Annotated in this window: 23 protein-coding genes; 7 read left to right on the top strand and 16 right to left on the bottom strand. The window is 63.5% G+C overall.

Going from position 1 to position 23,460, the window contains the following annotated elements; translation table 11 throughout:
- The first annotated feature begins 4 nt into the window (after positions 1-4).
- Both RHIZ70P_RS03450 and RHIZ70P_RS03455 read left to right on the top strand, forming a co-directional pair.
- On the top strand, positions 5-934 hold the full coding sequence (locus tag RHIZ70P_RS03450; RefSeq protein WP_115668947.1) for a 3-keto-5-aminohexanoate cleavage protein: 930 nt from the start codon (positions 5-7) through the stop codon (positions 932-934).
- Between the two features lie 131 nt (positions 935-1,065).
- The gene (locus RHIZ70P_RS03455; RefSeq protein ID WP_115668948.1) at positions 1,066-2,094 is read left to right on the top strand and encodes a histone deacetylase family protein; all 1,029 of its coding nucleotides are present in this window, start codon (positions 1,066-1,068) and stop codon (positions 2,092-2,094) included.
- Positions 2,095-2,098: 4 nt separating this feature from the next.
- Here RHIZ70P_RS03455 and RHIZ70P_RS03460 read toward each other — a convergent pair whose 3' ends face one another.
- Positions 2,099-3,073 carry a LysR family transcriptional regulator gene (locus tag RHIZ70P_RS03460; protein WP_115668949.1) on the bottom strand — a complete coding sequence of 325 codons (975 nt, stop codon included), beginning with the start codon at positions 3,071-3,073 and terminating at the stop codon, positions 2,099-2,101.
- Between the two features lie 106 nt (positions 3,074-3,179).
- On the opposite strand from RHIZ70P_RS03460, the gene RHIZ70P_RS03465 reads away from it, so the two are divergent.
- A complete protein-coding gene (locus tag RHIZ70P_RS03465; RefSeq protein WP_115668950.1) occupies positions 3,180-3,590 on the top strand; it encodes an acyl-CoA thioesterase in 411 nt (136 codons plus the stop codon).
- A 31-nt stretch (positions 3,591-3,621) separates the two neighbouring features.
- On the opposite strand, the gene RHIZ70P_RS03470 is transcribed toward RHIZ70P_RS03465, so the two are convergent.
- Positions 3,622-4,383: an IclR family transcriptional regulator domain-containing protein gene (locus RHIZ70P_RS03470; RefSeq protein WP_115668951.1), complete on the bottom strand. Its 762-nt coding sequence runs from the start codon at positions 4,381-4,383 to the stop codon at positions 3,622-3,624.
- A gap of 127 nt (positions 4,384-4,510) precedes the next feature.
- Between RHIZ70P_RS03470 and RHIZ70P_RS03475 the strand changes: the two genes are divergently transcribed.
- Genes RHIZ70P_RS03475 through pcaF form a run of 3 tightly spaced genes read left to right on the top strand, consistent with a single transcriptional unit; the run spans position 4,511 to position 7,108 of the window.
- Positions 4,511-5,233 (top strand): 3-oxoacid CoA-transferase subunit A, encoded by a 723-nt coding sequence (locus RHIZ70P_RS03475; RefSeq protein ID WP_115668952.1) that lies wholly within the window; start codon positions 4,511-4,513, stop codon positions 5,231-5,233.
- A complete protein-coding gene (locus RHIZ70P_RS03480) occupies positions 5,230-5,901 on the top strand; it encodes a 3-oxoacid CoA-transferase subunit B (RefSeq protein ID WP_115668953.1) in 672 nt (223 codons plus the stop codon). The genes RHIZ70P_RS03475 and RHIZ70P_RS03480 overlap by 4 nt, the downstream gene beginning before the upstream one ends.
- A gap of 1 nt (position 5,902) precedes the next feature.
- Positions 5,903-7,108 carry a 3-oxoadipyl-CoA thiolase gene (gene pcaF, locus RHIZ70P_RS03485; RefSeq protein WP_115668954.1) on the top strand — a complete coding sequence of 402 codons (1,206 nt, stop codon included), beginning with the start codon at positions 5,903-5,905 and terminating at the stop codon, positions 7,106-7,108.
- Between the two features lie 43 nt (positions 7,109-7,151).
- On the opposite strand, the gene RHIZ70P_RS03490 is transcribed toward pcaF, so the two are convergent.
- From RHIZ70P_RS03490 to RHIZ70P_RS03515, 6 genes are all read right to left on the bottom strand, one after another.
- Complete coding sequence (locus RHIZ70P_RS03490; RefSeq protein WP_115668955.1) at positions 7,152-9,038, bottom strand: bifunctional sugar phosphate isomerase/epimerase/4-hydroxyphenylpyruvate dioxygenase family protein; 1,887 nt, start codon at positions 9,036-9,038, stop codon at positions 7,152-7,154.
- Between the two features lie 78 nt (positions 9,039-9,116).
- A complete protein-coding gene (locus tag RHIZ70P_RS03495; protein ID WP_181903927.1) occupies positions 9,117-9,566 on the bottom strand; it encodes a type II 3-dehydroquinate dehydratase in 450 nt (149 codons plus the stop codon).
- A 13-nt stretch (positions 9,567-9,579) separates the two neighbouring features.
- The gene (locus tag RHIZ70P_RS03500) at positions 9,580-10,881 is read right to left on the bottom strand and encodes a TRAP transporter large permease (protein WP_115668956.1); all 1,302 of its coding nucleotides are present in this window, start codon (positions 10,879-10,881) and stop codon (positions 9,580-9,582) included.
- Positions 10,878-11,396 (bottom strand): TRAP transporter small permease, encoded by a 519-nt coding sequence (locus RHIZ70P_RS03505; protein WP_115668957.1) that lies wholly within the window; start codon positions 11,394-11,396, stop codon positions 10,878-10,880. The genes RHIZ70P_RS03500 and RHIZ70P_RS03505 overlap by 4 nt, the downstream gene beginning before the upstream one ends.
- A gap of 68 nt (positions 11,397-11,464) precedes the next feature.
- Complete coding sequence (dctP, locus tag RHIZ70P_RS03510; RefSeq protein WP_115668958.1) at positions 11,465-12,463, bottom strand: TRAP transporter substrate-binding protein DctP; 999 nt, start codon at positions 12,461-12,463, stop codon at positions 11,465-11,467.
- 290 nt (positions 12,464-12,753) lie between these two features.
- Positions 12,754-13,641, bottom strand: a complete 888-nt coding sequence (locus RHIZ70P_RS03515) for a shikimate dehydrogenase (RefSeq protein ID WP_115668959.1) — start codon at positions 13,639-13,641, stop codon at positions 12,754-12,756.
- Positions 13,642-13,901: 260 nt separating this feature from the next.
- Here RHIZ70P_RS03515 and RHIZ70P_RS03520 point away from each other — a divergent pair, with 260 nt between their 5' ends.
- Positions 13,902-14,558 (top strand): TetR family transcriptional regulator, encoded by a 657-nt coding sequence (locus RHIZ70P_RS03520; protein ID WP_115669069.1) that lies wholly within the window; start codon positions 13,902-13,904, stop codon positions 14,556-14,558.
- 52 nt (positions 14,559-14,610) lie between these two features.
- Here RHIZ70P_RS03520 and RHIZ70P_RS03525 read toward each other — a convergent pair whose 3' ends face one another.
- The 8 genes from RHIZ70P_RS03525 to RHIZ70P_RS03560 all read right to left on the bottom strand — a co-directional run bounded on the left by RHIZ70P_RS03525 (position 14,611) and on the right by RHIZ70P_RS03560 (position 23,452).
- On the bottom strand, positions 14,611-15,414 hold the full coding sequence (locus tag RHIZ70P_RS03525) for a RibD family protein (protein WP_115668960.1): 804 nt from the start codon (positions 15,412-15,414) through the stop codon (positions 14,611-14,613).
- A gap of 8 nt (positions 15,415-15,422) precedes the next feature.
- The gene (locus RHIZ70P_RS03530; RefSeq protein WP_328588169.1) at positions 15,423-15,998 is read right to left on the bottom strand and encodes a cytochrome b; all 576 of its coding nucleotides are present in this window, start codon (positions 15,996-15,998) and stop codon (positions 15,423-15,425) included.
- A gap of 255 nt (positions 15,999-16,253) precedes the next feature.
- Positions 16,254-17,042: a crotonase/enoyl-CoA hydratase family protein gene (locus RHIZ70P_RS03535; protein ID WP_115668962.1), complete on the bottom strand. Its 789-nt coding sequence runs from the start codon at positions 17,040-17,042 to the stop codon at positions 16,254-16,256.
- On the bottom strand, positions 17,039-17,896 hold the full coding sequence (locus tag RHIZ70P_RS03540; protein WP_115668963.1) for a hydroxymethylglutaryl-CoA lyase: 858 nt from the start codon (positions 17,894-17,896) through the stop codon (positions 17,039-17,041). The genes RHIZ70P_RS03535 and RHIZ70P_RS03540 overlap by 4 nt, the downstream gene beginning before the upstream one ends.
- Positions 17,889-19,841 carry an acetyl/propionyl/methylcrotonyl-CoA carboxylase subunit alpha gene (locus RHIZ70P_RS03545; protein ID WP_115668964.1) on the bottom strand — a complete coding sequence of 651 codons (1,953 nt, stop codon included), beginning with the start codon at positions 19,839-19,841 and terminating at the stop codon, positions 17,889-17,891. Before RHIZ70P_RS03545 ends, RHIZ70P_RS03540 begins: the two co-directional genes overlap by 8 nt.
- 23 nt (positions 19,842-19,864) lie before the next feature.
- Complete coding sequence (locus RHIZ70P_RS03550; protein ID WP_115668965.1) at positions 19,865-21,469, bottom strand: carboxyl transferase domain-containing protein; 1,605 nt, start codon at positions 21,467-21,469, stop codon at positions 19,865-19,867.
- A gap of 41 nt (positions 21,470-21,510) precedes the next feature.
- Positions 21,511-22,674 (bottom strand): isovaleryl-CoA dehydrogenase, encoded by a 1,164-nt coding sequence (locus RHIZ70P_RS03555; protein WP_115668966.1) that lies wholly within the window; start codon positions 22,672-22,674, stop codon positions 21,511-21,513.
- Between the two features lie 10 nt (positions 22,675-22,684).
- Complete coding sequence (locus RHIZ70P_RS03560) at positions 22,685-23,452, bottom strand: 3-hydroxyacyl-CoA dehydrogenase (RefSeq protein WP_115668967.1); 768 nt, start codon at positions 23,450-23,452, stop codon at positions 22,685-22,687.
- Positions 23,453-23,460 lie beyond the last annotated feature (8 nt).

Below are 23,460 nucleotides of genomic sequence, written 5' to 3' on the forward strand. Positions count from 1 at the left end.
CCCCATGAGATCGAAGAAAGTCATCATCACCTGCGCCGTCACGGGCTCGGTCCATACCCCGTCCATGTCGCCCTATTTGCCCTACAGGCCGGAAGACATCGCGGCGCAGTCGATCGAGGCCGCCGAGGCCGGCGCCTCGATCCTGCACCTGCATGCGCGCGATCCGGAGAACGGCCGGCCGACGGCAGATCCCGCCGTGTTCATGCGCTTCCTGCCCGTCATCAAGCAGGCCTGTGACGCCGTCATCAACATCTCCACGGGCGGTTCCTCGCTGATGACGCTCGACGACCGTCTGGAGGCCGCCCTTTCAGCCGAGCCGGAAATGTGCTCGCTCAACATGGGCTCGATGAACTTCGGTCTTTACCCGGCGCTCGATCGGCCGCGCGAATGGCAGCACGACTGGGAACCGCAACTGCTCGAGGCCACCCGCAGCACCCTGTTCAAGAACACATTCGCCGATATCGAAGGGATCCTGAAACGCCTCGGCGAGGGCTGCGGCACGCGCTTCGAGTTCGAATGCTATGACGTCGGCCATCTCTATACGCTGGCCCATTTCCGCGACCGTGGGCTGGTCTCAGGCCCGCTGTTCATCCAGTTCGTTTTCGGCGTTCTCGGCGGCATCGGCGCCGATCCGGAAAACCTCGTGCACATGAAGCGGATTGCCGACAAGCTGTTCGGCGATGACTACCGCTTCTCCGTCCTGGCGGCCGGGCGCCACCAGATGCCGATGATCACCATGGCTGCGACCATGGGCGGCAGCGTGCGCGTCGGCCTGGAGGACAGCCTCTATGACGGCCGTGAACTGGCACAATCCAATGCCGCCCAGGTTCGACGGATCCGCGCCATCCTCGAGGGCCTGTCGCTCGAGGTCGCGACGCCGGAGGAAGCGCGCGCCATGCTCGCATTGAAAGGCGGCGACCGCGTCGCCTTCTAGGAAAAGGCCGGTGGATCGCAACGCCGGCACGGACGGCGCACGTCGGGTCTGCTCGGCAAGGAGCGTGTCCGGATCAGGTTATCAAGCGGCGGACGGTCGGGCAGGCCGCGCCTTGAAGGAAAGTCGAACTGATGAAGGTCTTCTACGCCGAAGAACAGCAACGCCACGATCCGAAATTCTTTCTGTCGAGCGGCGGGCGCCAGCCCAACCCGGAACAGCCGGAGCGGATCGAGCGGCTGCTTGAGGGCTCACGCGCCGCGGGTCTCTCCGTGGAGCGGCCGGCAGACCACGGCCTCGGTCCGATCTCGGCCATCCACACGCCGGAATATCTGGACTTCCTCAAGCGGATCTACCAACGCTGGCAGCATATTGAAGGCGCCTCGGAAGAGGTGATCCCGAACATCCATCCGATCGCCCGCGGCGGCACCTATCCCGCCTCGGCGGTCGGCCAGGCCGGCTATCACATGGCCGACACCTCCTGCCCGATTTCGGCCGAGACCTGGGAGAGTGCCTGCTGGAGCGCCTGGAGTGCGACCTCTGCGGCGGACGCAGTCCAGGCGGGGGACGGGTGGAGCTATGCACTATGCCGCCCGCCGGGGCACCACGCCTTCAGCGACGTCGCCGGCGGCTTCTGCTTCTTCAACAATTCGGCGATCGCCGCGCAGCGGTTGAGACGCTCGGCCGAACGCGTGGCGATCATCGACGTCGACCTGCATCACGGCAATGGCACGCAGGGCATTTTCTATGCCCGCAACGACGTCCTGACCGTCTCCATCCATGCCGATCCGGTTCGTTTCTATCCGTTCTTCTGGGGCCATGCCGACGAACGGGGCGAAGGACCGGGCCTCGGCTACAATCTCAATCTGCCTCTTGCGCGCAAATCGGACGATTCGAGCTTTCTCGAAGCACTGTCGGCCGGCCTGCGGCGCGTCGAAGCCTTCAGTCCGGACGCGATCGTCATCGCTCTGGGGCTCGACGCTTATGAGCAGGATCCGTTCGGCGGGCTTTCGGTCTCGACCCCCGGTTTCGCCCGGATCGGCGAGGCCATCGCCAAGCTCGGTCGCCCGGCGGTCATCGTCCAGGAAGGCGGTTATCTCTGCGACGCGCTCGGCGACAACCTCACATCCTTCCTGACAGGCTACGGTGGAAGGGCCGGGTGAGACCTCAGGCTCGCTCGCTCCCCGGGCCGGGGTAGGATCGCTCGTCGAGCGGCTGCGAGGCGATCGCCTGGCGGAGTTCGGCAAGGAGCAGACCCTCGGCGCGTCCCCGCCGTGCCGAAGGATCATGGACGAGATGGACGTCGACCATCGGCGCCTCCGTGAGCGGCGGCAGCCGCCAGAGGCGTCCGGCGCGCACATCGTCCTCGACTACATGGATCGGCAGGGGGCCGAAACCGAAGCCGGCTATGATCAGCCGCTTGACCTCTTCCAGATGCGACGAGGTACCGATGACCGCGCCCTCGAATCCCTCCTTTTGGCGCAGGAGGGCGACGGGCCACAATGCGCCGGACATCTGGTCGGTCTTGAAGGAGACGTAAGGCTCGTGGCGCAACGCCGAAAGGGAAAGGTCGGACCTTCCGAACAGCGGATGGCGGGGACCGCAGAAATAGCCGAAGGCTTCGCGGTAGAGCAGGTCGTATTCCAGCTTCGGGTGGCGCTCTTCCATCAGGCAGACGCCAAGGCTGGCATCCCGGTTCGCCACGGCTGCGGCGACCTCGTGGCTGGACGCCACCGTCATCGACAGTGTCACCTCAGGGAAGGCGCGATGGAAGGCGGCGAGCACGTCGTCGAAGAAGGGGCAGACGACATGACTGGCCAGCGCGATATCGATATGCCCGGTGAGGTCGCCCGGATGCTGTTCCATCCGTTGCGGCAAGCCGGAGACGATGTCGAACAGAGCGACGCATTCGCTGAAGAGACGCTGTCCGGCCGGGGTCACCGAAAAATGCGAGGCGTTTCGCTCGATGAGCCGGCAATCCATGTGGGTTTCGAGACGCCTCAGCGCGTTGCTGATGGTCGGCTGCTTGAGCGAGAGCTTTTCGCCGGCCGCCGTCAGACCCTTCTCCTGCACGATGACCATGAAGGTCCGCAGCAGGTTCCAGTCGAGTTCCCATACGAAACGCCGTCGCGGACCAGCCATGGATGCACCATTCCTCAAATGTATGCTTGCAGCGCCAGCTATTGCATGAATTGATTTGCCGTCAAAGCCGGAGACTGGCTCGATGGCCCCGGAGGAGAATAGAAGAATGGCAATCCTGACTTATCAAGGCGTGGTCTACCCGGCACAATGCGATGCGATGGGTCACATGAATGTGCAGTTCTACATCGCCGCCTTCGACCAGTCACTGTGGCACCTGATGGCGGCTTGCGGCTATTCGGCCGCCTGGATTACAGAACGCCGGCAAGGATGGGCCGATCGCCGCTACGAGATCGACTTTCGCCAGGAACTCCCGGTCGGCAGCCTGTTCGAAATCAGAAGCTCTGTGGTAAGGGTCGGACGCACCTCGCTTTCCACCCGCCACAGCCTGACGAACAAGGCCGACGGCGTGCTTTGCGCCGAGCTTCTCGCCGTGTCGGTCTATTTCGATCTCGCGGCGCGCCAGTCGCTGCCTTTGCCGCCCGAGATCCTCGAAGGTGCGGAGAAGCTCAACGGTTAGCCGGACAGCAATTTCGGGCCGAAGCCGATCGTTATCGGATCATCGCCTTCAACTCGGCCTGCACCGCTTGCAGCGAAGGCAGATAACGCTCGGCGAGATCCTGGGGATCATCTCCGCGCACCGGAAGGCCGAGGTTGAGTGCAGCGACGGTGACGCCCCGCGCGCTGAGAACGGGCACCGCGATCGAGCGCAGGCCGAGTTCCACTTCCTGATCGATGACGGCATAGCCCTCGTCGCGCACGGCACGGATGCGATCCAGGAGGATGCCCGGGTCCGTGACGGTAAGCGGGGTTCGGGCGGCAAGCGGGTGCGCAGTCAGGCGGCTGCGGATCTCATCGTCCGGCAGTGCGGCCAGCAGAACGCGCCCCATCGAGGTGCAGAAAGCCGGCAGGCGGGAGCCGGGCATCAAGGCGATCGACATGACCCTGCGCTGGGCAGCGCGGGCGACATAGACGATCTCGTCCCCATCGAGGATGGACACCGAAGAGCTTTCCCCGAGTTCATCCGACAGCCGATCCAGCAGCGGCTGTACCATTTGCGGCAGCGGCATGGTTGCGAGGCAGGCCGTGCCGAGGCGCAGAACGCGCGGCGTCAGGGTGAAGAACTTGCCGTCATAGTCGGCATAGCCGTGGTGGGCCAGCGTCAGCAGACACCGCCGCGCGGTGGCCCGGTCCAGGCCGCTGGCCGCCGCTACCTGCGCAATGCTTTGACGCGGGTGGTCGGCAGTGAAGGTCTCGATGACGGCCAATCCCTTGGCAAGGCCGCCCATGGTGTCGCGCTCGGTGATAGCCATCGTAGGTTCCGTGCGATATGTCAACAAATGTATCATATCGCACAAAATCATTGCCGAACAGCCCTCCTTTTCCTATCCAATAGGATAGGCCGTTTGATTGCGATCGGCGGCAAACGAGGAGATTGCGATGGACAAGACAGTCCCAAGCCTGGCCGAAGCCGTGGCCAAGATCGGCGATGGCGCGACCGTGATGATCGGCGGCTTTGGCGGCTCCGGCGCGCCGATCGAGCTCATTCATGCGCTGATCGACCGGTTCGTCGAGACCGGCCACCCGAAGGACCTGACGGTGGTGAACAACAATGCCGGCAACGGCCATGTCGGGCTGGCGGCGCTGATCGAGCAAGGCATGGTCAAGAAGCTGATCTGCTCCTTTCCGCGTTCAGCCGATCCCAAGGTCTTCACGGACAAATATTTCGCCGGCGAAATCGAGCTCGAGCTGGTGCCGCAGGGCACGCTGGCCGAGCGCATCCGCGCCGGTGGGGCCGGCATCCCCGCCTTCTACACACCGACGGCCTACGGAACGGATCTCGCCAAGGGCAAGAAGATCGAGGAATTCGATGGCCGGCCCTATGTCCAGGAGCGTTGGCTCAAGGCCGACTTCGCGATCGTCAAGGCGCATGTCGGCGACACGCATGGCAACCTGACCTACAACAAGGCTGCCCGGAACTTTAATCCGCTGATGTGCATGGCGGCGGCCCATACCATTGTTCAGGTATCGAAGCTTGTCGCCCCCGGCGAGATCGATCCCGAAAACGTCATTACGCCCGGCATCTTTGTCCAGGCGGTGATCGAAGTTTCCGACCCTCAGCAGGAAGAAGTCCTCAACCGCGCGGGAGCGATCTATCCATGACCGACAAGCTTTCCAACGCCCAGATCGCCTGGCGCGCAGCCCAGGACATCGAAGACGGCGCCTATGTCAACCTCGGCATCGGCTTTCCAGAAATGGTCGCGCAATACCAGCCGCCCGGCCGCCAGGCTGTTTTTCACACCGAAAACGGCATTCTCGACTTCGGCGAGCCGCCCGCGGCCGGTGAAGAGGACTGGGACCTGATCAATGCCGGCAAGAAGGCCGTGACGCTCAATCCGGGCGCCGCCTTCTTCCACCATGCCGACAGCTTCGCCATGGTGCGCGGCGGGCATCTCGACGTCGCCATTCTCGGCGCCTATCAGGTCGCGCAGAACGGCGACCTGGCCAACTGGAGCGTCGGCGCGGGCGGAGTGCCGGCCGTCGGCGGGGCCATGGACCTCGTGCATGGGGCAAAGCGGGTGGCGGTGATCACCGAGCATGTGACGAAGAAGGGCGAGCCGAAGCTTCTCGATCGTTGCACGCTGCCCCTGACCGGCGTCGGCTGCGTGACACGCGTCTATACCAGCCTTGCGGTGATCGACATCGAAAACGGCCGCTTCGTCCTGCGCGAAAAGCTGCCGTCGATCTCGCTTGAACAATTGCAGTCGCTGACCGGCGCCGAGCTTCTCGTGCCCGGTCCGGTGGCCGACCTCGTCGTACCGGAGCTCTGACATGACCCAAGCTTTTATCTGCGACTATATCCGCACGCCTATCGGCCGTTTCGGCGGGTCCCTTTCCTCTGTGCGCGCCGACGATCTTGGCGCGATCCCGCTGAAGGCCCTGATGGCCAAGCATGCGGGGCTCGATTTCGCGGCGGTGGACGACGTGATCTTCGGCTGCGCCAACCAGGCGGGCGAGGACAATCGCAATGTCGCCCGAATGTCGCTCCTGCTCGCCGGCCTGCCGGTCGGCGTGACGGGCACGACGATCAACCGGCTGTGCGGCTCGGGCATGGATGCGGTGATGACCGCGGCGCGCGCCATCAAGGCCGGCGAGGCCGAATTGATGATCGCCGGGGGCGTCGAAAGCATGTCGCGCGCACCCTTCGTCATGCCGAAGGCCGAGACGGCCTTTTCCCGCCATGCGGAGATCCACGACACGACGATCGGCTGGCGCTTCGTCAACCCGTTGATGAAGAAGCAATACGGCGTCGATTCGATGCCGGAGACCGGCGAGAACGTCGCCGCGGACTTTTCCGTCAGCCGCGAGGATCAGGACGCCTTCGCCCTGCGCTCGCAGGCCAAGGCCTCGGCTGCCCAGGAGAACGGTCGGCTGGCGAAGGAAATTACCCCTGTGACGATCCCGCAGCGCAAGGGCGATCCGGTCGTCGTCGACAAGGATGAACATCCGCGCGCGACGACCATCGAGACGCTGGCCAAGCTCGGCACCCCGTTCAAAAAGGAGGGCGGCACGGTGACGGCCGGCAATGCCTCCGGCGTCAACGACGGTGCGGCAGCGCTGATCATCGCCTCGGAAGCGGCGGCGAGAAAGCATGGCTTGACCCCCATCGCCCGTATCCTCGGCGGGGCCACCGCCGGTGTTCCGCCGCGCATCATGGGCATCGGTCCGGCCCCGGCTTCGCAGAGGCTGATGGCCCGGCTCGGCATGACCCAGGACCAGTTCGACGTGATCGAACTCAACGAAGCCTTCGCCTCCCAGGGCCTGGCGACGTTGCGCCAGCTCGGGATTGCCGACGATGATCCGCGCGTCAACCGGAACGGCGGCGCCATCGCGCTCGGCCATCCGCTCGGCATGTCGGGCGCCCGCATCACCGGCACGGCGGCGCTCGAACTGCAACTGACGAGTGGCCGCTATTCGCTGTCCACCATGTGCATCGGTGTCGGCCAGGGCATCGCCATCGCGCTCGAGCGTGTTTGATGGCGCTTCGGGCACGCGCGCTCGGGGAAGGTCGTAGGAACGGCTAGTTCGTGGGCATGCCCGCGGGCCGAAGATGGCGTCGGAGGGCGGCGATGCGGAAGATCGCATTGGCCGCCCCATAGCCCTGATAGCCGCGGCGCTCGACGATCTCGAAGAAGAAACCCTCTCCATAGGTCGGCGAATAGAGCTGGAAGTACTCCCCCTGCTCGTCGCGATCATAAAGAATGTTGTGCCGCTTCAACCGCTCGACCAGATCCGGGTCGATGCCGAAGCGGGCCTCCACGTCGTCGTAGTAGTTCGGCGAGATTGCCAGCGTGGAAAAGCCGTTGCGTAGCAAAGCTTCGGCCGTCGTAAAGATGTCGTCGGTCTGGAAGGCGATGTGCTGGATGCCCGAACCGAAGTTTTCGGCGATGAAGTGCCCGGCCAGCGTCTTGCGGTTCTCCGCGCCGTTCAGCGTGATGCGAAGACTGCCGCTCTCGTTCTCGACGACCTGGCTGCGCACGACGCCGGCGGGATCGATGATGTCGACCATCGGCGTCTTCCGCGTCTTGAGCTGCGAGGTGTAGAACAGCAGCCAGGTCAGCATCTCGTCGTACTTGACCGTCTGGGCCACGTGGTCGAACCGCGTCAGGCCGACCTCGTCACCGTCGGCGACCGGCAGCGGGTTGAAGTCGATCTCCCAGATGCGGCCGAGATCGCCCGTGCGGTCAAGGAAATACAACAGGCCCCCACCGACGCCGCGGATGGCGGGAATAACCACCTCGCCCGGCCCGACCTGTTGCTCGAAGACTTCTGCGCCGAGCGCCACGGCGCGCTCAAAGGCCGCCTTGGCATCATCGACCATCAGTGCGATCGCGTAGGCATTGGCGCCATGCACTAGATAGGAGGCGCTGGCGAACCCCTTTTCATCCCGGTTGAGAAGGAGGTTCACGCCGCCCTGCCTGAAGAGTGTGACCGCCTTGGATTTGTGTTCAGCCACCGCCCTAAAGCCGAGCGCTTCAAGCAGGCTTTCCAGTTGCGCGCCGTCGTTGTCGCCGACGGCGAATTCCACGAAGGCGATCTCCGCCACTTCGGCGCGATCGGGCATGGCAGGAACGCTCATGACGATATCCGGGTCCGCCCGTTTGACCTGGTCCATCAGATAGATGAGCGAGCGATGTCCATCGGCCGAGATCGCGCTTGGCGACCCGCCGCGGAACTGGTCGTTGAAGATTTCCAGCGACAGATAGCCGTCATAGCCGGTCGCCGCCACGGCGCGCATGAAATCGGTGACGGCCAGGTCGCCCTCGCCGGGCATGTTGCGGAAATGGCGCGACCAGTAGAGCAGATCCATATCGATCAGCGGTGCATCGGCCAATTGCACGATGAAGATGCGGTCGGCCGGAATGGACCGGATCGAATTGACGTCGATCTTGCGCGCCAAGGTGTGAAAACTGTCGAGGATCAGGCCGATATTTTGGTGATCGGCGCGGCGCACGATCTCCCAGGCGTCGCGATGGTCATGGATGTGGCGGCCCCAGGCGAGCGCCTCGTAGCCGACGCGCAGGTTCCGCTTCGCTGCCCGCTCGCCGAGTTCGCGAAAGTCGGCCGCCGCCCGGTCGATGCCGCCGAGAGAGACCGGGGAAGTGTTGGAACAGATCAGCATGAGATCGGTGCCCAGCTCCGCCATCAGGTCGAACTTGCGTTCCGCGCGGTCGAAATTACGGCTTTGGAATGGCTCGGGCATGCCTTCGAAATCGCGGAACGGCTGAAACAGCGTAACCTCCAGTCCGTGGTCGCGCACCATGCGGCCCACCTCGGCCGGCGAGCGGTCAAAGGCCAGGAAGTCGTTTTCGAATATCTCGATTCCGTCAAAGCCGGCACGGGCGATCGCCGCCAGTTTCTCCTCGAAGTCGCCACTGATCGAGACGGTTGCGATCGATGTTTTCATGTCCGTGCTCCAGCACATTTCGGGGAGGACCAACGGGTTTCCAAGGCCATGGAACCGGATGACACCGGACCTGACGCCTTACCGCTTGTTCTCCGCAATCAGCAGTTCAAGCGCCCTCACCGCCAGGGGATAGCCCTTGGCTCCCAGACCCGCCATGACCGTCGTCGCCGTCATGGAGACGTAAGAGCGATGATAGATCGGCTCCCGGCGATGCACGTTGCTGATGTGGAATTCGATGATCGGCCCCTTGAACATCTTCAGGGCGTCGAGCAGGGCCAGCGAGGTGAAGGTGAAGGCGGCCGGATTGATGACGAGACCGGCAGCGTCGTCGATCGCCGCGTGAACGAGATCGATCAGCTTCTCCTCGCTGTTGGTCTGGTGAAAGACGACAGGGCGCTCGCCCGCCGCCTGCCTGCACCAGGCCTCCACGTCCGCCAGCGTGTCGTGCCCGTAGATTTCCGGCTCGCGCCGTCCGAGCCGGTTGAGGTTTGGTCCGTTCAGAATGTAGATCGGCTTCAACTCGTTCATCTTGGAGCTCCAATCAACCCTGGTAGCCCATGAGCCGGGGCAGCCACAGCACGGTGTCGGGAAGGAAGGTGATCACGCCGAGGCAGAAAACCATCCAGAAAATGAAGGGGGCAGCGTCGCGAATGATGTCGCGCACCGGGGCGCCCGAGATCTTGGCGACGATGAAGAGCAGCAGCCCATAGGGCGGCGTCACCAATCCCAGCATGATGTTGACCACGACGACGACGCCGAAGTGTACCAGGTCGATGCCGAGCGCCTGGGCCGTCGGAATGAAGACCGGTACGATGATCAGCAGGATGGCTGTCCCCTCGAGGACGCATCCGAGCAGCAGCAGCACGATGTTCACGAAGATCAGGAAGGTGGTCGGCGACATGTCCCAGCCGGTGAGGATCACCCTCAGGCTTTCCGGGATGTTCTCGATCGTCACGACATAGTTGAACACCAGCGCGCCGGCGATCAGCATGCCGATCGAAACGGACGTCTTGGCGCTGACGAAGAGGGCCCTGTAGAAGGCGGCAAAGCTGATGCTGCGATAGACGAATGCCGAGATGATCAGTGCGTAGGCTGCGGCAAGGGCTGCGGCCTCCGTCGGCGTGGTGATGCCGGAATAGATGCAGCCGAGCAGCAGGACCGGCATCAGGAGCGCCGGCAGCGCGCGCCAGGTGATGCCGGGGATTTCGCGTAGCGGCACCGGCTCCTCGACGGGAAAATTCTTCCGCCGGGCGGTGATGGCGATCTGCACCATCTGCAGACCGGCCATCAACAGGCCCGGCACGATACCGGCAAGGAACAGGAAACCGATCGACGCATCGGAGACGAGCGCATAGATCACCATCGGAATGGAGGGGGGAATGATCGGGCCGATGACGGCGGTGACGGCGGTCAGCGCCGCCGCAAAGCTTGGTGTATAGCGTCCGCCGTTCGTCATCAGCTTCTGCATCATGCCGCCCGTGCCGGCCGCATCGGCGATCGCCGAACCGGACATTCCGGCAAAGATGATGCTTTGAACGACGTTCACCTGCGCCAGTCCGCCGCGGAAGCGGCCGACGAGGACGTTGCAGAAGGACAGGAGGCGTTCCGTCATCGATCCTATGTTCATGAACTCGGCCGCAAGCACGAAGAGCGGAACGGCCAGGATGACATAGTTGGAATACATGCCGTTGAGGAACTGCTCGGCGGCAATCCCCATGTCGGCGCCCGAGAGCATGAGATAGAAGATCGAGCCGGCGATCATCGACAACCCTATCGGCAGGCCGAGAAAGGCGAGAACGGTGATCGCGACGATCGAAAGGGAAAAGGGGCTGGCAAGGTTCATACGCCGGAACTCGCTTTGGTCGGGTCGAAGCTATCCGGCGCCTTACCGCGAATGGCCTGCACGCATAGCCAGACATAGCGAATGATCATGGCCACCGCGAATACGACATAGATGGAAAAGAGGTAGTCGAAGCGGATCTTCAGATAGGCGGTGCTCTCGACCTTCATAAAGGTGACGTAGTCGATGACGGCCGGAAGCGACCAGCCGAAAAGGAATACGAGGGAAACTGCCGAGATCACCTGCATCACCCGGCGCGGCCCGTCAGCCGCAGGGCCCCAGAACAGGTCGAAACGGATTTCGTCGATCTCCCGGATGACAAAGGCGGAGCCGAACAGCACCATCCATATCCACAGCGCGACACTGGCCTCGTGGGTCCAGCCGATCGAGACGTTCAGCACGTAGCGGAACGCGATCTGCATGAGGAAGATCACGAACATGCCCAAAAGCATGAAGGCAATGAGGTTCTCGGCGCGGTTTCTCAGCCACTCGCCGACCATGGCAAATTTCGAACTCATCCGGGGTCACTTTCCTGTTGTGTCAGACGAGCCGGCATGGCCGGCTCGTCGCATCGGGTGACGGCGGATCAGAGAGCGGCCACCTTTTCGAGGATGCCCTCAGGCCAGCTCTTTGCAAGGTCAGAACCGAGGTATTTTTCCTGGGCGAACTTGCGGAAGGCATCGAGGTCGGGCTCGTAAATCTCCAGGCCGGCGGCCTTGAATTCTTCGACGAGCTTCGCCTCCTGGGCGAGATGCTGCTCCTCGCTCCACTGCATCGCCTTGTCGGCGGCGGCCTGGATCTTCGCCTGCTGCTCGGCCGAGAGACCCTTCCAGACGTCCGCAGAGATCGTCAGGAGATCATAGCCGATCAGATGCGAGGTCATGACGATCTGCGACATGACCTCGTAGAACTTCATGTTCTTGACGTTCGGCAGCGGGTTGTCCTGACCGTCGATGGCGCCGGTCTGCAGACCGGTGTAAACTTCTGCATAGGCCATCGGAATGGGATTAGCGCCGATCGCCTCACCCAGGAACTGCCAGGCATCGCCGCCGGGCATGCGCAGTTTGATACCTGCCATATCCGCCGGCGTCGAGATCTTCTTGTCGGATTTCAGGCCGACCTGGCGCGCGCCGAAATAGGTCGGACCGAGAATGTGGACGCCCGCCTTTTCCTCCGCCATCTTCTTGAATTCGGCACCGACGTCACTGGCGAAGAAGGTACGGACATGGGCCGCATCGCGGAACAGATAGGCCGAGGTGAGCACCGACCATTCCGGCACCTGCTTGGAAATGTCCTGGGGGGCGATGTTGCCCATCTGCAGGTTGCCGCGCTGGAGCGCGACGAGTTCGGTTCCCTGCTTGAAAAGCGTACCGCCGTAGAAAGGCTCGACCTTGAAGCCATCCTTGAGCTCATCGGCGAACATTTTCACCATGCCGGCGCGAATGTCCTGCTCGGAGAACACGGCCGAGAATTTCAGCGTAACCGGCTCCTGAGCGAGGGCCGGCATCGACAGCGCCATGCCGACGGCAGCGGCGACGGCAAAGGTCGCGCCAAGCAAATGGCGCCGTGTGAGTGTGGTGGTCATTTCTTCCTCCTCAATGTCCCTTCCGCCTCCACGGATGCGGGACTTCTCCCCTTGGGATCGGCCGCGTGACCGACCCTTTAACTTTTGTACGAAATAGTTCGTTTATGTCAATAGGCGCAGCAGAACTTGACGTCGATCAAGACCGGATTTGGCCGGCGGCGCAGATCCGATCTTCAAATATCCCTTGTCTCCCGAACTTCACCTAGCATCGATTTGCGCGATCGCAACCGCGCTTGCCGAGACCCCGGCACGTCCGCATCCACAGGATCGGCAAGGATCGACATTGTCTCTCAGGCGCGCCGTTCGACCGGAGCCGGCGGGCTCCCGGTCAAGGAGCGGAAGTGCGCCCGCATGCGTTCGGCATCCGCCTCGCGTCCGGTGAACAGTGAAAACGCGCCGACGGCCTGGAACACCGCCATGCCGCCACCGTCCGCCACGCTGCAGCCTCGGCGTCGTGCCTCGGACAGCAACGCGGTCTCCAGCGGGAAGTAGACGATCTCCGCCACCCAGAGCCGAGGGTAGAGAAGCTCGGCGGGCAAAGGCAGGCCCGGATGCTTGTCCATGCCGGTCGGGGTCGCGTGAACCAGCCCGCTTGCCGCGGCCATGGCCTGCCGCAGGTCCGATCCGGCGGTAACCTCGGCATTGGGAAAGTGACCCGCCATAGCGGCGGCCAGTTGCTGAGCCCGCGCAGTGTCGACGTCAAAGATTGTCAGGGCGTCCGCCCCGAGTTGCAGGGCGGCGAATGCGGTGGCCGCTCCGGCGCCTCCGGCGCCGAGTTGCACCACATTCGTCAGATCGGCCTGCGGTAACTGGAGGCGAAGCCCTTGGGCGAAACCCCACCAGTCGGTATTGTGCCCGATGCGCCGGCCGTCACGAAGCACGACCGTATTGACCGCGCCGAGCCTTGCGGCGTCGTCGGACAGTTCATCCAGCAGGCCGATCACCTGCTGCTTGCAGGGGAACGTGATGTTCAGACCGCAAAAGCCGCGCTCCTCCGCCTCCCTGACGACCTGTGGCAGCGATTCCGTACCGTCGCCCTTGAGATCGAGGTCGAGCAATTCGTAACGATAGTCAAAGCCCTGTGAGGCACCCTCAGCCATATGCATGGCAGGGGTGAGCGAGCGTTGAATTCCGGAGCCTATGAGGCCCGCCCGTGTTATTCCGTCCAGTCTGGTCATTGTCCTCGCCTGGCGATGCGGTCGGCGCCTTGGCCGATCGCCTCGCCCTCCCGCGTCCTTTGACAGGCGGCCCATCCCGCCGGCCGCCCTTCGTCCCCACACTTACGGAATTATTGTACTAACTAGTTCGTGTCAATTGTGGCCCGGTTGAATCGCAGCGACAAGGTGACTAAGAAACGAAGGGAGAATGAGCCGAAACGGCGAGTGTTCGCCAGGAAGCCCAAGGGTTTACTGGCGATCATGGGGGGAGTGGATTGATCATGGCCGGAAACGCCAGAGACATACGCAAGAACGATCCGGAAAAGACCCGGGAAAACATCCTCGATGTCGCCACGACGGAGTTTGCCGAATTCGGCCTCTCCGGTGGCCGGGTCGACGCGATCGCGGAAAAGACCCGCACCTCCAAGCGGATGATCTATTATTACTACGGCAGCAAGGAAGGCCTCTACCTGGCCGTGCTCGAAAGGGCCTACCGCAAGATCCGCGCGCTGGAATCCGATCTCGCGCTGGCCGACATGCCGGCGGAAACGGCCTTGCGCCAGCTCATTTCCTCCACGTTCGACCATGATGAAGGAAATCCGGAATTCGTCCGGCTGGTCAGCATCGAGAACATCCATCACGCCATGCACATGCGGCGCTCGACGGAAATCGGCGAACTCAACATATCGGTCATCCGCACGATTCAGGAGATCCTCGACCGCGGCAGGCGGGAAGGAACCTTCAAGCGCAACGTCGATGCGATCGACCTGCACATGCTGATCAGCGCCTTCTGTTTCTTCAGGGTCTCGAACCGATACACGTTCGGCACGATCTTCCACCGCAACCTGTCCGAGCCGGTAATTTACGCCCGACACAAGCAGATGATCTCCGATGCCGTGATCGCCTATCTCGCAGCGCCGGAATCGGTTGCCGCTTGATCGTCACCGATCTTTCCTCGGACGTCCTCCGGCCATCGGCCAGTCGCGCAGCTCATGCCGGGTCGGCCACACGGTCATCCTCGCCCTGCCGGTCTGACGCGCTTCGCCGTTCCAGCTGGCAGTCGAACAGGATGTCGCTGCCGAGATTGTAGACCTCGGTCATCGGGCGATGGGCGCCGGCGAGCCGCTCGATCGGCGACAACATGATCCCGCTGGGCCCGGACCCTATGATGATCGGTGAGATGGCGACATGCAGCCGGTCGACGAGGCCTGCATCGATGAACCGCGCGATCGTCCGGGCACCACCTTCGACCAGCACCCGCAAAAGGTTGCGTCTTGCCAGCGCATCGAGGATGTCTCGCGGGTCGAGCCCGCGGGGCTTGGGCTCAAGGTCTACCACCTCCGCCGTCGGCAACGGCCGGCCCTTGGCGCTGGCGCTGCGAAACACGATCACCGGGGCCCCGCCATCATGAAACAGGCTCTCGCCACCCTCCAGGACCGCGTGACAGTCCACGACCACGCGCACCGGCGCCGGCCCCTTGACCATCCTGACCGAGAGTTTCGGATCGTCGGCCCTGACCGTGCCCACGCCGACGATGACAGCATCGACGAGCGCCCGGCATCGATGAAGATGGGCAAGGCCGTCAGGCCCGGAAATGTCGCGCGCGTCACCCGCTGGTGTGGCGATGCGCCCGTCGAGCGATTGCCCCACTTGCGCCAGTACGAATTGTTCGCGCGCGCCTGCGATCGGTGAATAGAGTGCATGGGCGGCGTCAGTCGCCGTGATATCAGCGGCTCCCTGCCGCAAGGCGAGAAGCCGCTCCCACGTCGCCTCGGTGATCTCCAAACTGCGCATTATCCGCCCTAAAGTATCCGGTACAGTGTGTTGTCGCGCTTGATCACATGATGAAGCAGCACCGCCCCGATATGCAACGCGAACAGCATCAAAAGGATCCACGCGCTCCAGGCGTGGACCGCGGAAAGCGTACCGGCAATGTCTGGCGCCTTGTCCAGCGGGCTCCAGACCGGCACGAGGCCGAACCAGACCAGCGGAAAGCCATGCGCGTTGGTGGCAAGGAAGCCGCTGATCGGCATGACGATCAGGAAGACATAGATCAGGCCATGGACGGCGGCCGCCGCAAACCGCTGGATGGCGGGTCCCTCCGGATGCGGAGGTCTGGCAATGAGCTTGTTGCCGACACGCAGCAGCATGAACCACAGCACCAGGAAGCCAAAGCTCTCGTGGACCATGTAGAAATCCAGGGACACCTCCTTTTTGGTGAACTGGATAAAGAAGCCCAACGGCCACGTCGCGAGCACGAGCAATGCCACGACCCAGTGGAGAATGCGGGATGTCGCCGGATAGCGCTCGACCCGGATGACCGCCTCCGACGGACGGGTCGCCTTGGAAAGGATGTTCGTCTCGCTCGTATTGGACAAGGATATTCCCCCCCAACTATGGACCCGATAGACCCAGGCGGGGAACATTGCCGGGGCGAACGGGTCACAGCCGCAAAAACCTGCAAAGACAATAAGTGGGAGAACGAAACAGAGTAAATGACGTTTCGTGCATAAAACTCATTTCTGTATAAGAAAGTCCCGTGGACCAACTTGGAAAGGCAATGCTTGCGGACGACTTCCGTGACAATCCGGCGTGGTCACCCCTGCCGTTGACAGGTCCGGCAGGGATTGCCTTCAGCCAGTTCTGTCCCAGGAGGGTTTGCGCTTGTCAAAAAAGGCGGCAACACCTTCGCGCGCCTCGTCCTGCTCCCAGGTGTCGGCCAGGGCAATGATGCTCTCCTCGATACGCGCCGGGTCGAGGGATCGCGAGAGGGAACGGGCGAGCGCCTTTGCGGCTGCCACGGCACCGGGTGCTGCCGCCAGATACTGCTCCGCCTCGCGGACAGCTTCGGCCATCAGCCCGTCGCCCCCAACGAGACGCGCAACGATGCCGAGTTCCATCGCCTCTGCAGCCTTGAAGCGTTTCCCGGACATGAAGATGCGCCTTGCCCGTCCCTCGCCCAGGCGCGCCAGAACGTAAGGTCCGATGGTGGCCGGGATCAGACCGAGCCGGGTTTCGGTGAGGCCGAACAGGGTTTCCGGCGTCGCCAGCACCAGATCGCAGACGCAGGCCAGGCCGACACCGCCCCCGAAGGCGCTGCCATGGACCGCGCCGATCAGCGGCTGGGACAGGGCGTTCAGCGCACCCAGCATGCCGGCCAGTTTGCCCGCCTCGGCCATGCGGCTCTGCCTGTCGGCAGCCATCTGCTGGCGCATCCAATCGAGATCGCCGCCGGCGCAGAAGGCATCGCCTTCCCCGGAGAGGATGACGGCCCGCCAGTCGCGGCGCTGGCTGGCCATCTCGGCGAAGGCGGTGAGCTCCCCGATCATTTGCGCGGAAAGCGCATTGCGCTTGTCGGCTCGGCTCAGCCTGAGCTGAACGATGCCGCGCGCATCCACATCGACCTTGATCGTCTCGTTCATGATGGGCTCCGCAAGGTTCTGGCGAATTGGGCGGCAGCAGCCAAAGCGTCGATATCCAGGCCGGTTTCGAAACCAAGCCCGGCGAGATGCGCCGCAACCGCTTCCGTTGCGACATTGCCGGCAGCACCCGGCGCATAGGGGCAGCCGCCCAGTCCACCGATAGAGGCGTCGAAGACGCGCAGCCCCGCCTGCAAGGCGACATCGATGTTCAGCAGGGCCAGACCACCGGTATCGTGGAAATGTCCCGCCAGCTTCGATGCCGGCAACCGCTGCAGGACCGCGTCAAGCATGGCGGCCACGGCCTCCGGCCCCGCCCGCCCCAGCGTCTCGCCAAGCGAGATTTCGTCGCAGCCGAGCGCGTCGAGTTGCGATGCCACCTTGGCGACCTGTTCCGGCGCGACCTTGCCCTCGAAGGGACAATCGGTGACCACCGACACATATCCCCGCAGGCGAACGCCGTTGGCGAGCGCCGCTTCCGCCACAGGTTTCAGCCGCTCGAGACTTTCCGCAATCGACGCATTGAGATTGGCACGACTGAACCCTTCCGAGGCCGAGACGAAGATCGCCACTTCGCCGGCACCCGCAGCCTTTGCCGCTTCATAGCCTTTCAGATTGGGTACGAGCGCGGCATAGGAAAGCCCGGCGCGGCGCGGCACCCCGGCCATCACCTCTGCCGCATCCGCCATCTGCGGCACCCATCTGGGGCTGACGAAGCTTGTCGCCTCGATACGGCGAAAGCCGCAGGCGACAAGTTTCTCGATGAGGGCCAGCTTCTCCTTGGTCGGGATCAGCCTCTTTTCATTCTGCAGACCATCGCGCGGGCCGACCTCGTAGATTTCGACGAACTCAGCCATGGCCGGCCTCTTCCGCTTCCAGGAGAACAAGCGGATCGCCCGCTGCGATCTGGAGGCCCCCCTGAATGAAGATCTCCGCCACGCGGCCGGCACGGGCCGCCTTCAGCGTATGCTCCATCTTCATGGCTTCCAGCACGCACAGCGGTTGGCCCATCTCCACATCCTGTCCGGCGCTCACCAACACGGCACGCACCAGACCCGGCATGGGAGCCAGCGTCATGTCACTGCCGAGACCCGCAGAGGCACTGCGGTCCAGCGGGTCGTGACGGCGGAAGCTTGTGGTCAAACCGGAGGCAAAGACATGGATTCCATCGTCTTCTACGATCTGCATGCGCGAAAGGCCGGCGAGATGCCAGCGACCACCCTGGCGCACCGCCTGCCATTCCCGGTCACGGATACGGACGAGGGCATGGTCCGGACCGGAAAGGGTCAGTTCCGCCTCGATCAGATCGCCGCCGACTTCCAATGTCATGCGGCGCGTCAACGGCGCCCAGAGGGTAAAACCCGCCAGCACATCGAGCGGCAAGGCCGCCGCATGCAATACAGCCGCCGCAGCCATGGCCTCATCGGCGGGATCATCCTGAGCTTTCGCTGTCAGCAATGCCAGATCGCGTTCGATCAGGCCGGTATCCGCCTCACCCCGGACGAAACCCCGGTGGCGTGACAAAGCCGTGAGAAAGGCAAGATTGGTCACGGTTCCGGCCACCTGCGTTTCCTCGAGCGCGCGGTTGAGCCTTGAAAGGGCGATGTCGCGGGTCGGGCCATGGGTGATGATCTTGGCAATCATCGGATCGTACCACGGCGATATTACATCGCCGCCCGACACGCCGGTATCGGCCCGGCAATCGCCGGGGAAAGCGAGATGCGCGAGCCTGCCCGTTGCGGGCAAGAACCCTGCCGCCACGTCTTCGGCGTACAGCCGGGCTTCGAAGGCATGGCCCGACAACTGGATCTGATCCTGGGTGAGCGGCAAGGGCTCACCGCTTGCCACTCGCAGCTGCCATTCCACCAGATCCAGGCCGGTCACGGCCTCGGTGACCGGATGCTCCACCTGGAGCCTCGTATTCATTTCCATGAACCAGAAACGGTCGGTGCGAAGGCCTTGCGATCCATCGACGATGAATTCCACCGTTCCGGCACCGGAATAGCCGATCGCTTTGGCGGCCTTGACGGCCGCCGAACCCATGGCGGCGCGCATCTCCGGCGTCATGCCAGGCGCCGGGGCCTCCTCGATCACCTTCTGATGACGACGCTGCAGCGAACAATCGCGCTCGAACAGGTGCACGGCATCGCGACCATCTCCGAAGACCTGCACTTCGATATGGCGGGGGGAGGCGACATATTTCTCGATCAGGACGGCATCATTGCCGAACGCATGGGCCCCTTCCGCCTTCGAAGCACGCAAGGCATCGGCAAAATCGGCGGCCGCATCGACACGTCGCATGCCCTTGCCGCCGCCACCGGCCACCGCCTTGATGAGCACCGGATAGCCGATGGCATCCGCCTCCCCGGCAAGAAACATCGCGTCCTGATTGTCGCCGTGATAGCCGGGCACGATCGGAACGCCGGCCTCCTGCATCAGTGCCTTGGCAGCATCCTTCAGGCCCATGGCGCGGATCGCTTTCGCCGAAGGACCGATGAAGTTAAGGCCGGCCCTTTCCACCGCCTCGACGAAGTCCGGATTTTCCGACAGGAAGCCATAGCCGGGATGAATGGCCTCCGCGCCCGTCTGCAGCGCTGCGGCAATGATGGCATCCCCCTTGAGATAGCTGTCCTTCGGTGCCGCACCGCCGATGGCAACCGCCTCATCCGCCATGGTGACATGCAAGGCGCGCGCGTCGACATCGGAATGAACCGCAACCGTCGAAACGCCCAGCTTTCTCGCCGTTGCGATGATGCGACAGGCGATCTCCCCGCGATTGGCGATCAGGATCTTGCGAAACATGGATTGTGTCCTCCAGATCCCGATTACATGCGGAACAGGCCGAAGCGGGTTTCCCCGATTGGCGCGTTAAGACTGGCCGAGAGCGACAGAGCGAGAACCTCCCGGGTCTTGCGGGGATCCACGATGCCATCGTCCCAAAGGCGGGCGGAGGCGTAGAGCGGATGGCTTTGCCGCTCGAACAACTCCAGCGTCGGCCGCTTGAACTCGGCTTCCTCTTCGGCGCTCCATTGGCCGCCCTTGCGCTCGATGCCTTCGCGGCGGACCGTGGCAAGGACGCCTGCGGCCTGTTCGCCACCCATGACGGAGATTCGCGAATTCGGCCAGGTCCAGAGGAAGCGTGGCGAGAAGGCGCGGCCGGCCATGCCGTAATTGCCGGCGCCAAAGGAGCCGCCAACCAGCATGGTGATCTTCGGCACCGCGGTGGTCGCCACCGCCGTCACCATCTTCGCGCCATGGCGGGCGATGCCTTCGTTTTCATACTTTCGGCCCACCATGAAACCGGTGATGTTCTGCAGGAAGACGAGCGGAATACCGCGTTGCGAACACAATTCGACGAAGTGTGCGCCTTTCTGGGCGCTTTCGGAAAACAGCACGCCATTATTGGCGACAATGCCGACCGGGCAGCCCATGATGTGGGCGAAGCCGGTGACCAGGGTTTCGCCGAAACGGGCCTTGAACTCATCGAACCGGCTGCCATCCACCACACGGGCAATCACCTCGCGGATGTCATAGGGCGTGCGCGGATCGGCCGGTACGACCTCCAGCAGTTCGTCGGGGTCAAAGGCCGGATCTTCCGGCGCTTGCCACTGGACGCTTGTCGGCCTCTGCCGATTGAGATTTGCGATGGCGCGGCGGGCAAGTGCCAGCGCATGGGCATCGTCCTCCGCCAGATAATCCGCCACGCCTGAGAGCCGGGTGTGAACATCGCCGCCGCCCAGATCCTCGGCACTCACCACTTCGCCGGTCGCCGCCTTGACCAATGGCGGGCCAGCCAGAAAGATGGTGCCCTGATCGCGAACGATGATCGACACATCCGACATGGCCGGCACGTAAGCACCGCCGGCCGTGCACGACCCCATGACGGCGGCGACCTGGGCGATGCCCTTGGCGCTCATTTGCGCCTGGTTGAAGAAGATGCGGCCGAAATGGTCGCGGTCCGGGAAGACCTCGTCCTGGTTCGGCAGATTGGCACCACCGCTATCGACCAGGTAGACACAGGGGAGGTGAGAGGCTTCGGCGATCTCCTGCGCGCGCAGATGCTTCTTCACCGTCATCGGATAATAGGTGCCACCCTTTACCGTCGCATCATTGGCGACGATCATGACTTCCTGGCCCTCGACCCGGCCCACGCCGGCGATCAAGCCGGCAGCCGGCGCCGCACCATGATACATGCCGTGGGCAGCCGTCGCACCGATTTCCAGGAAGGGCGAGCCCGCATCGAGCAGATTGGCGACGCGCTCGCGGGGCAGCATCTTGCCACGCGCTGCGTGGCGTTTGCGCGCTTCCTCGCCGCCACCCTCTGCGGCAAGTGCAGCAGCCGCGCGGATCTCCTCCAGAAGGCCAAGATGCGAGGCGCGGTTCTTCTTCGCGCTTTCAGACCCTGGAATATGGTCGGATTTCAGTCTCATCGGCCCTCCTGTCGTGAACGTGCCCTGCAGACAATGCGGGATCAGGCCATGGACGCCATCAGTTCGCGACCGATCAGCATGCGGCGGATTTCGGACGTGCCGGCACCGATTTCCATCAGCTTGGCGTCGCGGAACAGCCGGCTTACCACGCTGTCTTGGAGGAAGCCGGCTCCCCCCATCGCCTGCACGGCCTGGTGAGCCTGCACCATGGCCTGTTCGCTGGCGTACAGCACGGCACCTGCCGCATCCTGCCGGGTCACCTCGCCGCGATCACAGGCCTTGGCCACTTCATAGACATAGGCGCGGGCGGTATTGAGAGCGACATACATGTCGGCGATCTTGCCCTGCATCAGCTGGAAATTGCCGATCGGCTGGCCGAACTGCTCGCGGGTCGCCACATAGGGCATCACCTCGTCGAGACAGGCGGCCATGATGCCAAGCCCGATGCCGGCGAGCACCACGCGTTCGAAATCCAGGCCCGACATGAGGACGCGCACGCCCCGGCCCTCTTCGCCAAGCATGTTGTCGAAGGGCACCTCCACGTCATCGAAAATGAGCTCGGCGGTATTGGAACCGCGCATGCCGAGCTTGTCGAAATGCGGGCTGCTGGAGAAACCCTTCATGCTCTTTTCAACGATGAAGGCTGTGATGCCTTTCGAGCCGGCGTCAGGATCGGTCTTGGCATAGACCACCAGCACATCGGCATCGGGCCCATTGGTGATCCAGTATTTGTTGCCCTTCAGCACATAGGCGCTGTTGCGCTTTTCGGCCCTCAGCTTCATCGAGACGACGTCGGAGCCGGCGCCGGGCTCGGACATGGCAAGCGCGCCCACATGCACGCCGGAGACCAGGCCGGGCAGATATTTCCGCTTCTGCTCATCGCTGCCGTTCAGCTTGATCTGGTTGATGCAAAGGTTGGAATGGGCGCCGTAGGACAGGCTGATCGAAGCCGAGGCACGGGCGATTTCTTCCACCGCCACGGTGTGGGCAAGATAGCCCATGCCCGCCCCGCCATAATCCTCGCTCACCGTAATGCCATGCAGGCCCAGTTCCCCCATCTCCTTCCAGAGCGCATTGGGGAAACTGTTGGCTCGATCCACGTCGGCGGCGATGGGCTTCAGCCTGTCCTGCGCCCAGGCGTGCACGGTGTCGCGAAGGGCGCTGACGTCCTCTCCAAGATCGAAGCGCATGGTGGCATGAAACATGAAGTCCTCCTCATTTCGGGGCCATGCGGAGCGCTCCATCCAGACGGATGACCTCCCCGTTCAGCATGGCATTTTCGATGATGTGCCGCACCAGCGCCGCATATTCCGCTGGCTCTCCCAGGCGCGGCGGAAAGGGCACCGAAGCGCCGAGTGCGTTCTGCACCTCCTGCGGCATGCCCGCCATCATCGGCGTCTTGAAGATGCCGGGTGCAATGGTCATGACGCGGATTCCGTGGCGGGCAAGTTCGCGTGCCATGGGCAGGGTCAGGCCGACCACGCCCGCCTTCGAGGCGGCATAGGCCGCTTGGCCGATCTGCCCCTCAAAGGCGGCGACCGAAGCCGTGTTGATGATAACGCCGCGTTCGCCTCCGGCATTCGGTGCTGATCTCGCGATGGCGTCGGCGGCGAGCCGCGCCATGTTGAAGGAGCCGATCAGGTTGATGGAAACGGCGCGTGAAAAGCTCTCCAATCCATGCGGGCCGTCGCGGCCAAGCACTTTTTCGCCGGGCGCCACGCCGGCACAATTGACCAGCCCGTGCAAGCCACCGAAGGCGCCTTCGGCAAGAGCGACCGCCGCCCTCGCATCGGCCTCGCTCGTGACGTCGGTCAGGCAGAAGCGTGCCTGGCCCCCGAGCCGTGCGGCGGCAGCTTGTCCCGCCTGCTCATCGCGGTCGGCGATCACCACATTGGCCCCCGCGGCAATCAGCATCTCGGCTGTAGCGGCGCCAAGACCGGAGGCGGCACCCGTGACGATGAAGGTCTTACCCGCAATCTCCATGATACCCC

The organism is Paenirhizobium selenitireducens ATCC BAA-1503, assembly GCF_900492185.1.
Lineage (GTDB): Bacteria > Pseudomonadota > Alphaproteobacteria > Rhizobiales > Rhizobiaceae > Allorhizobium > Allorhizobium selenitireducens_A.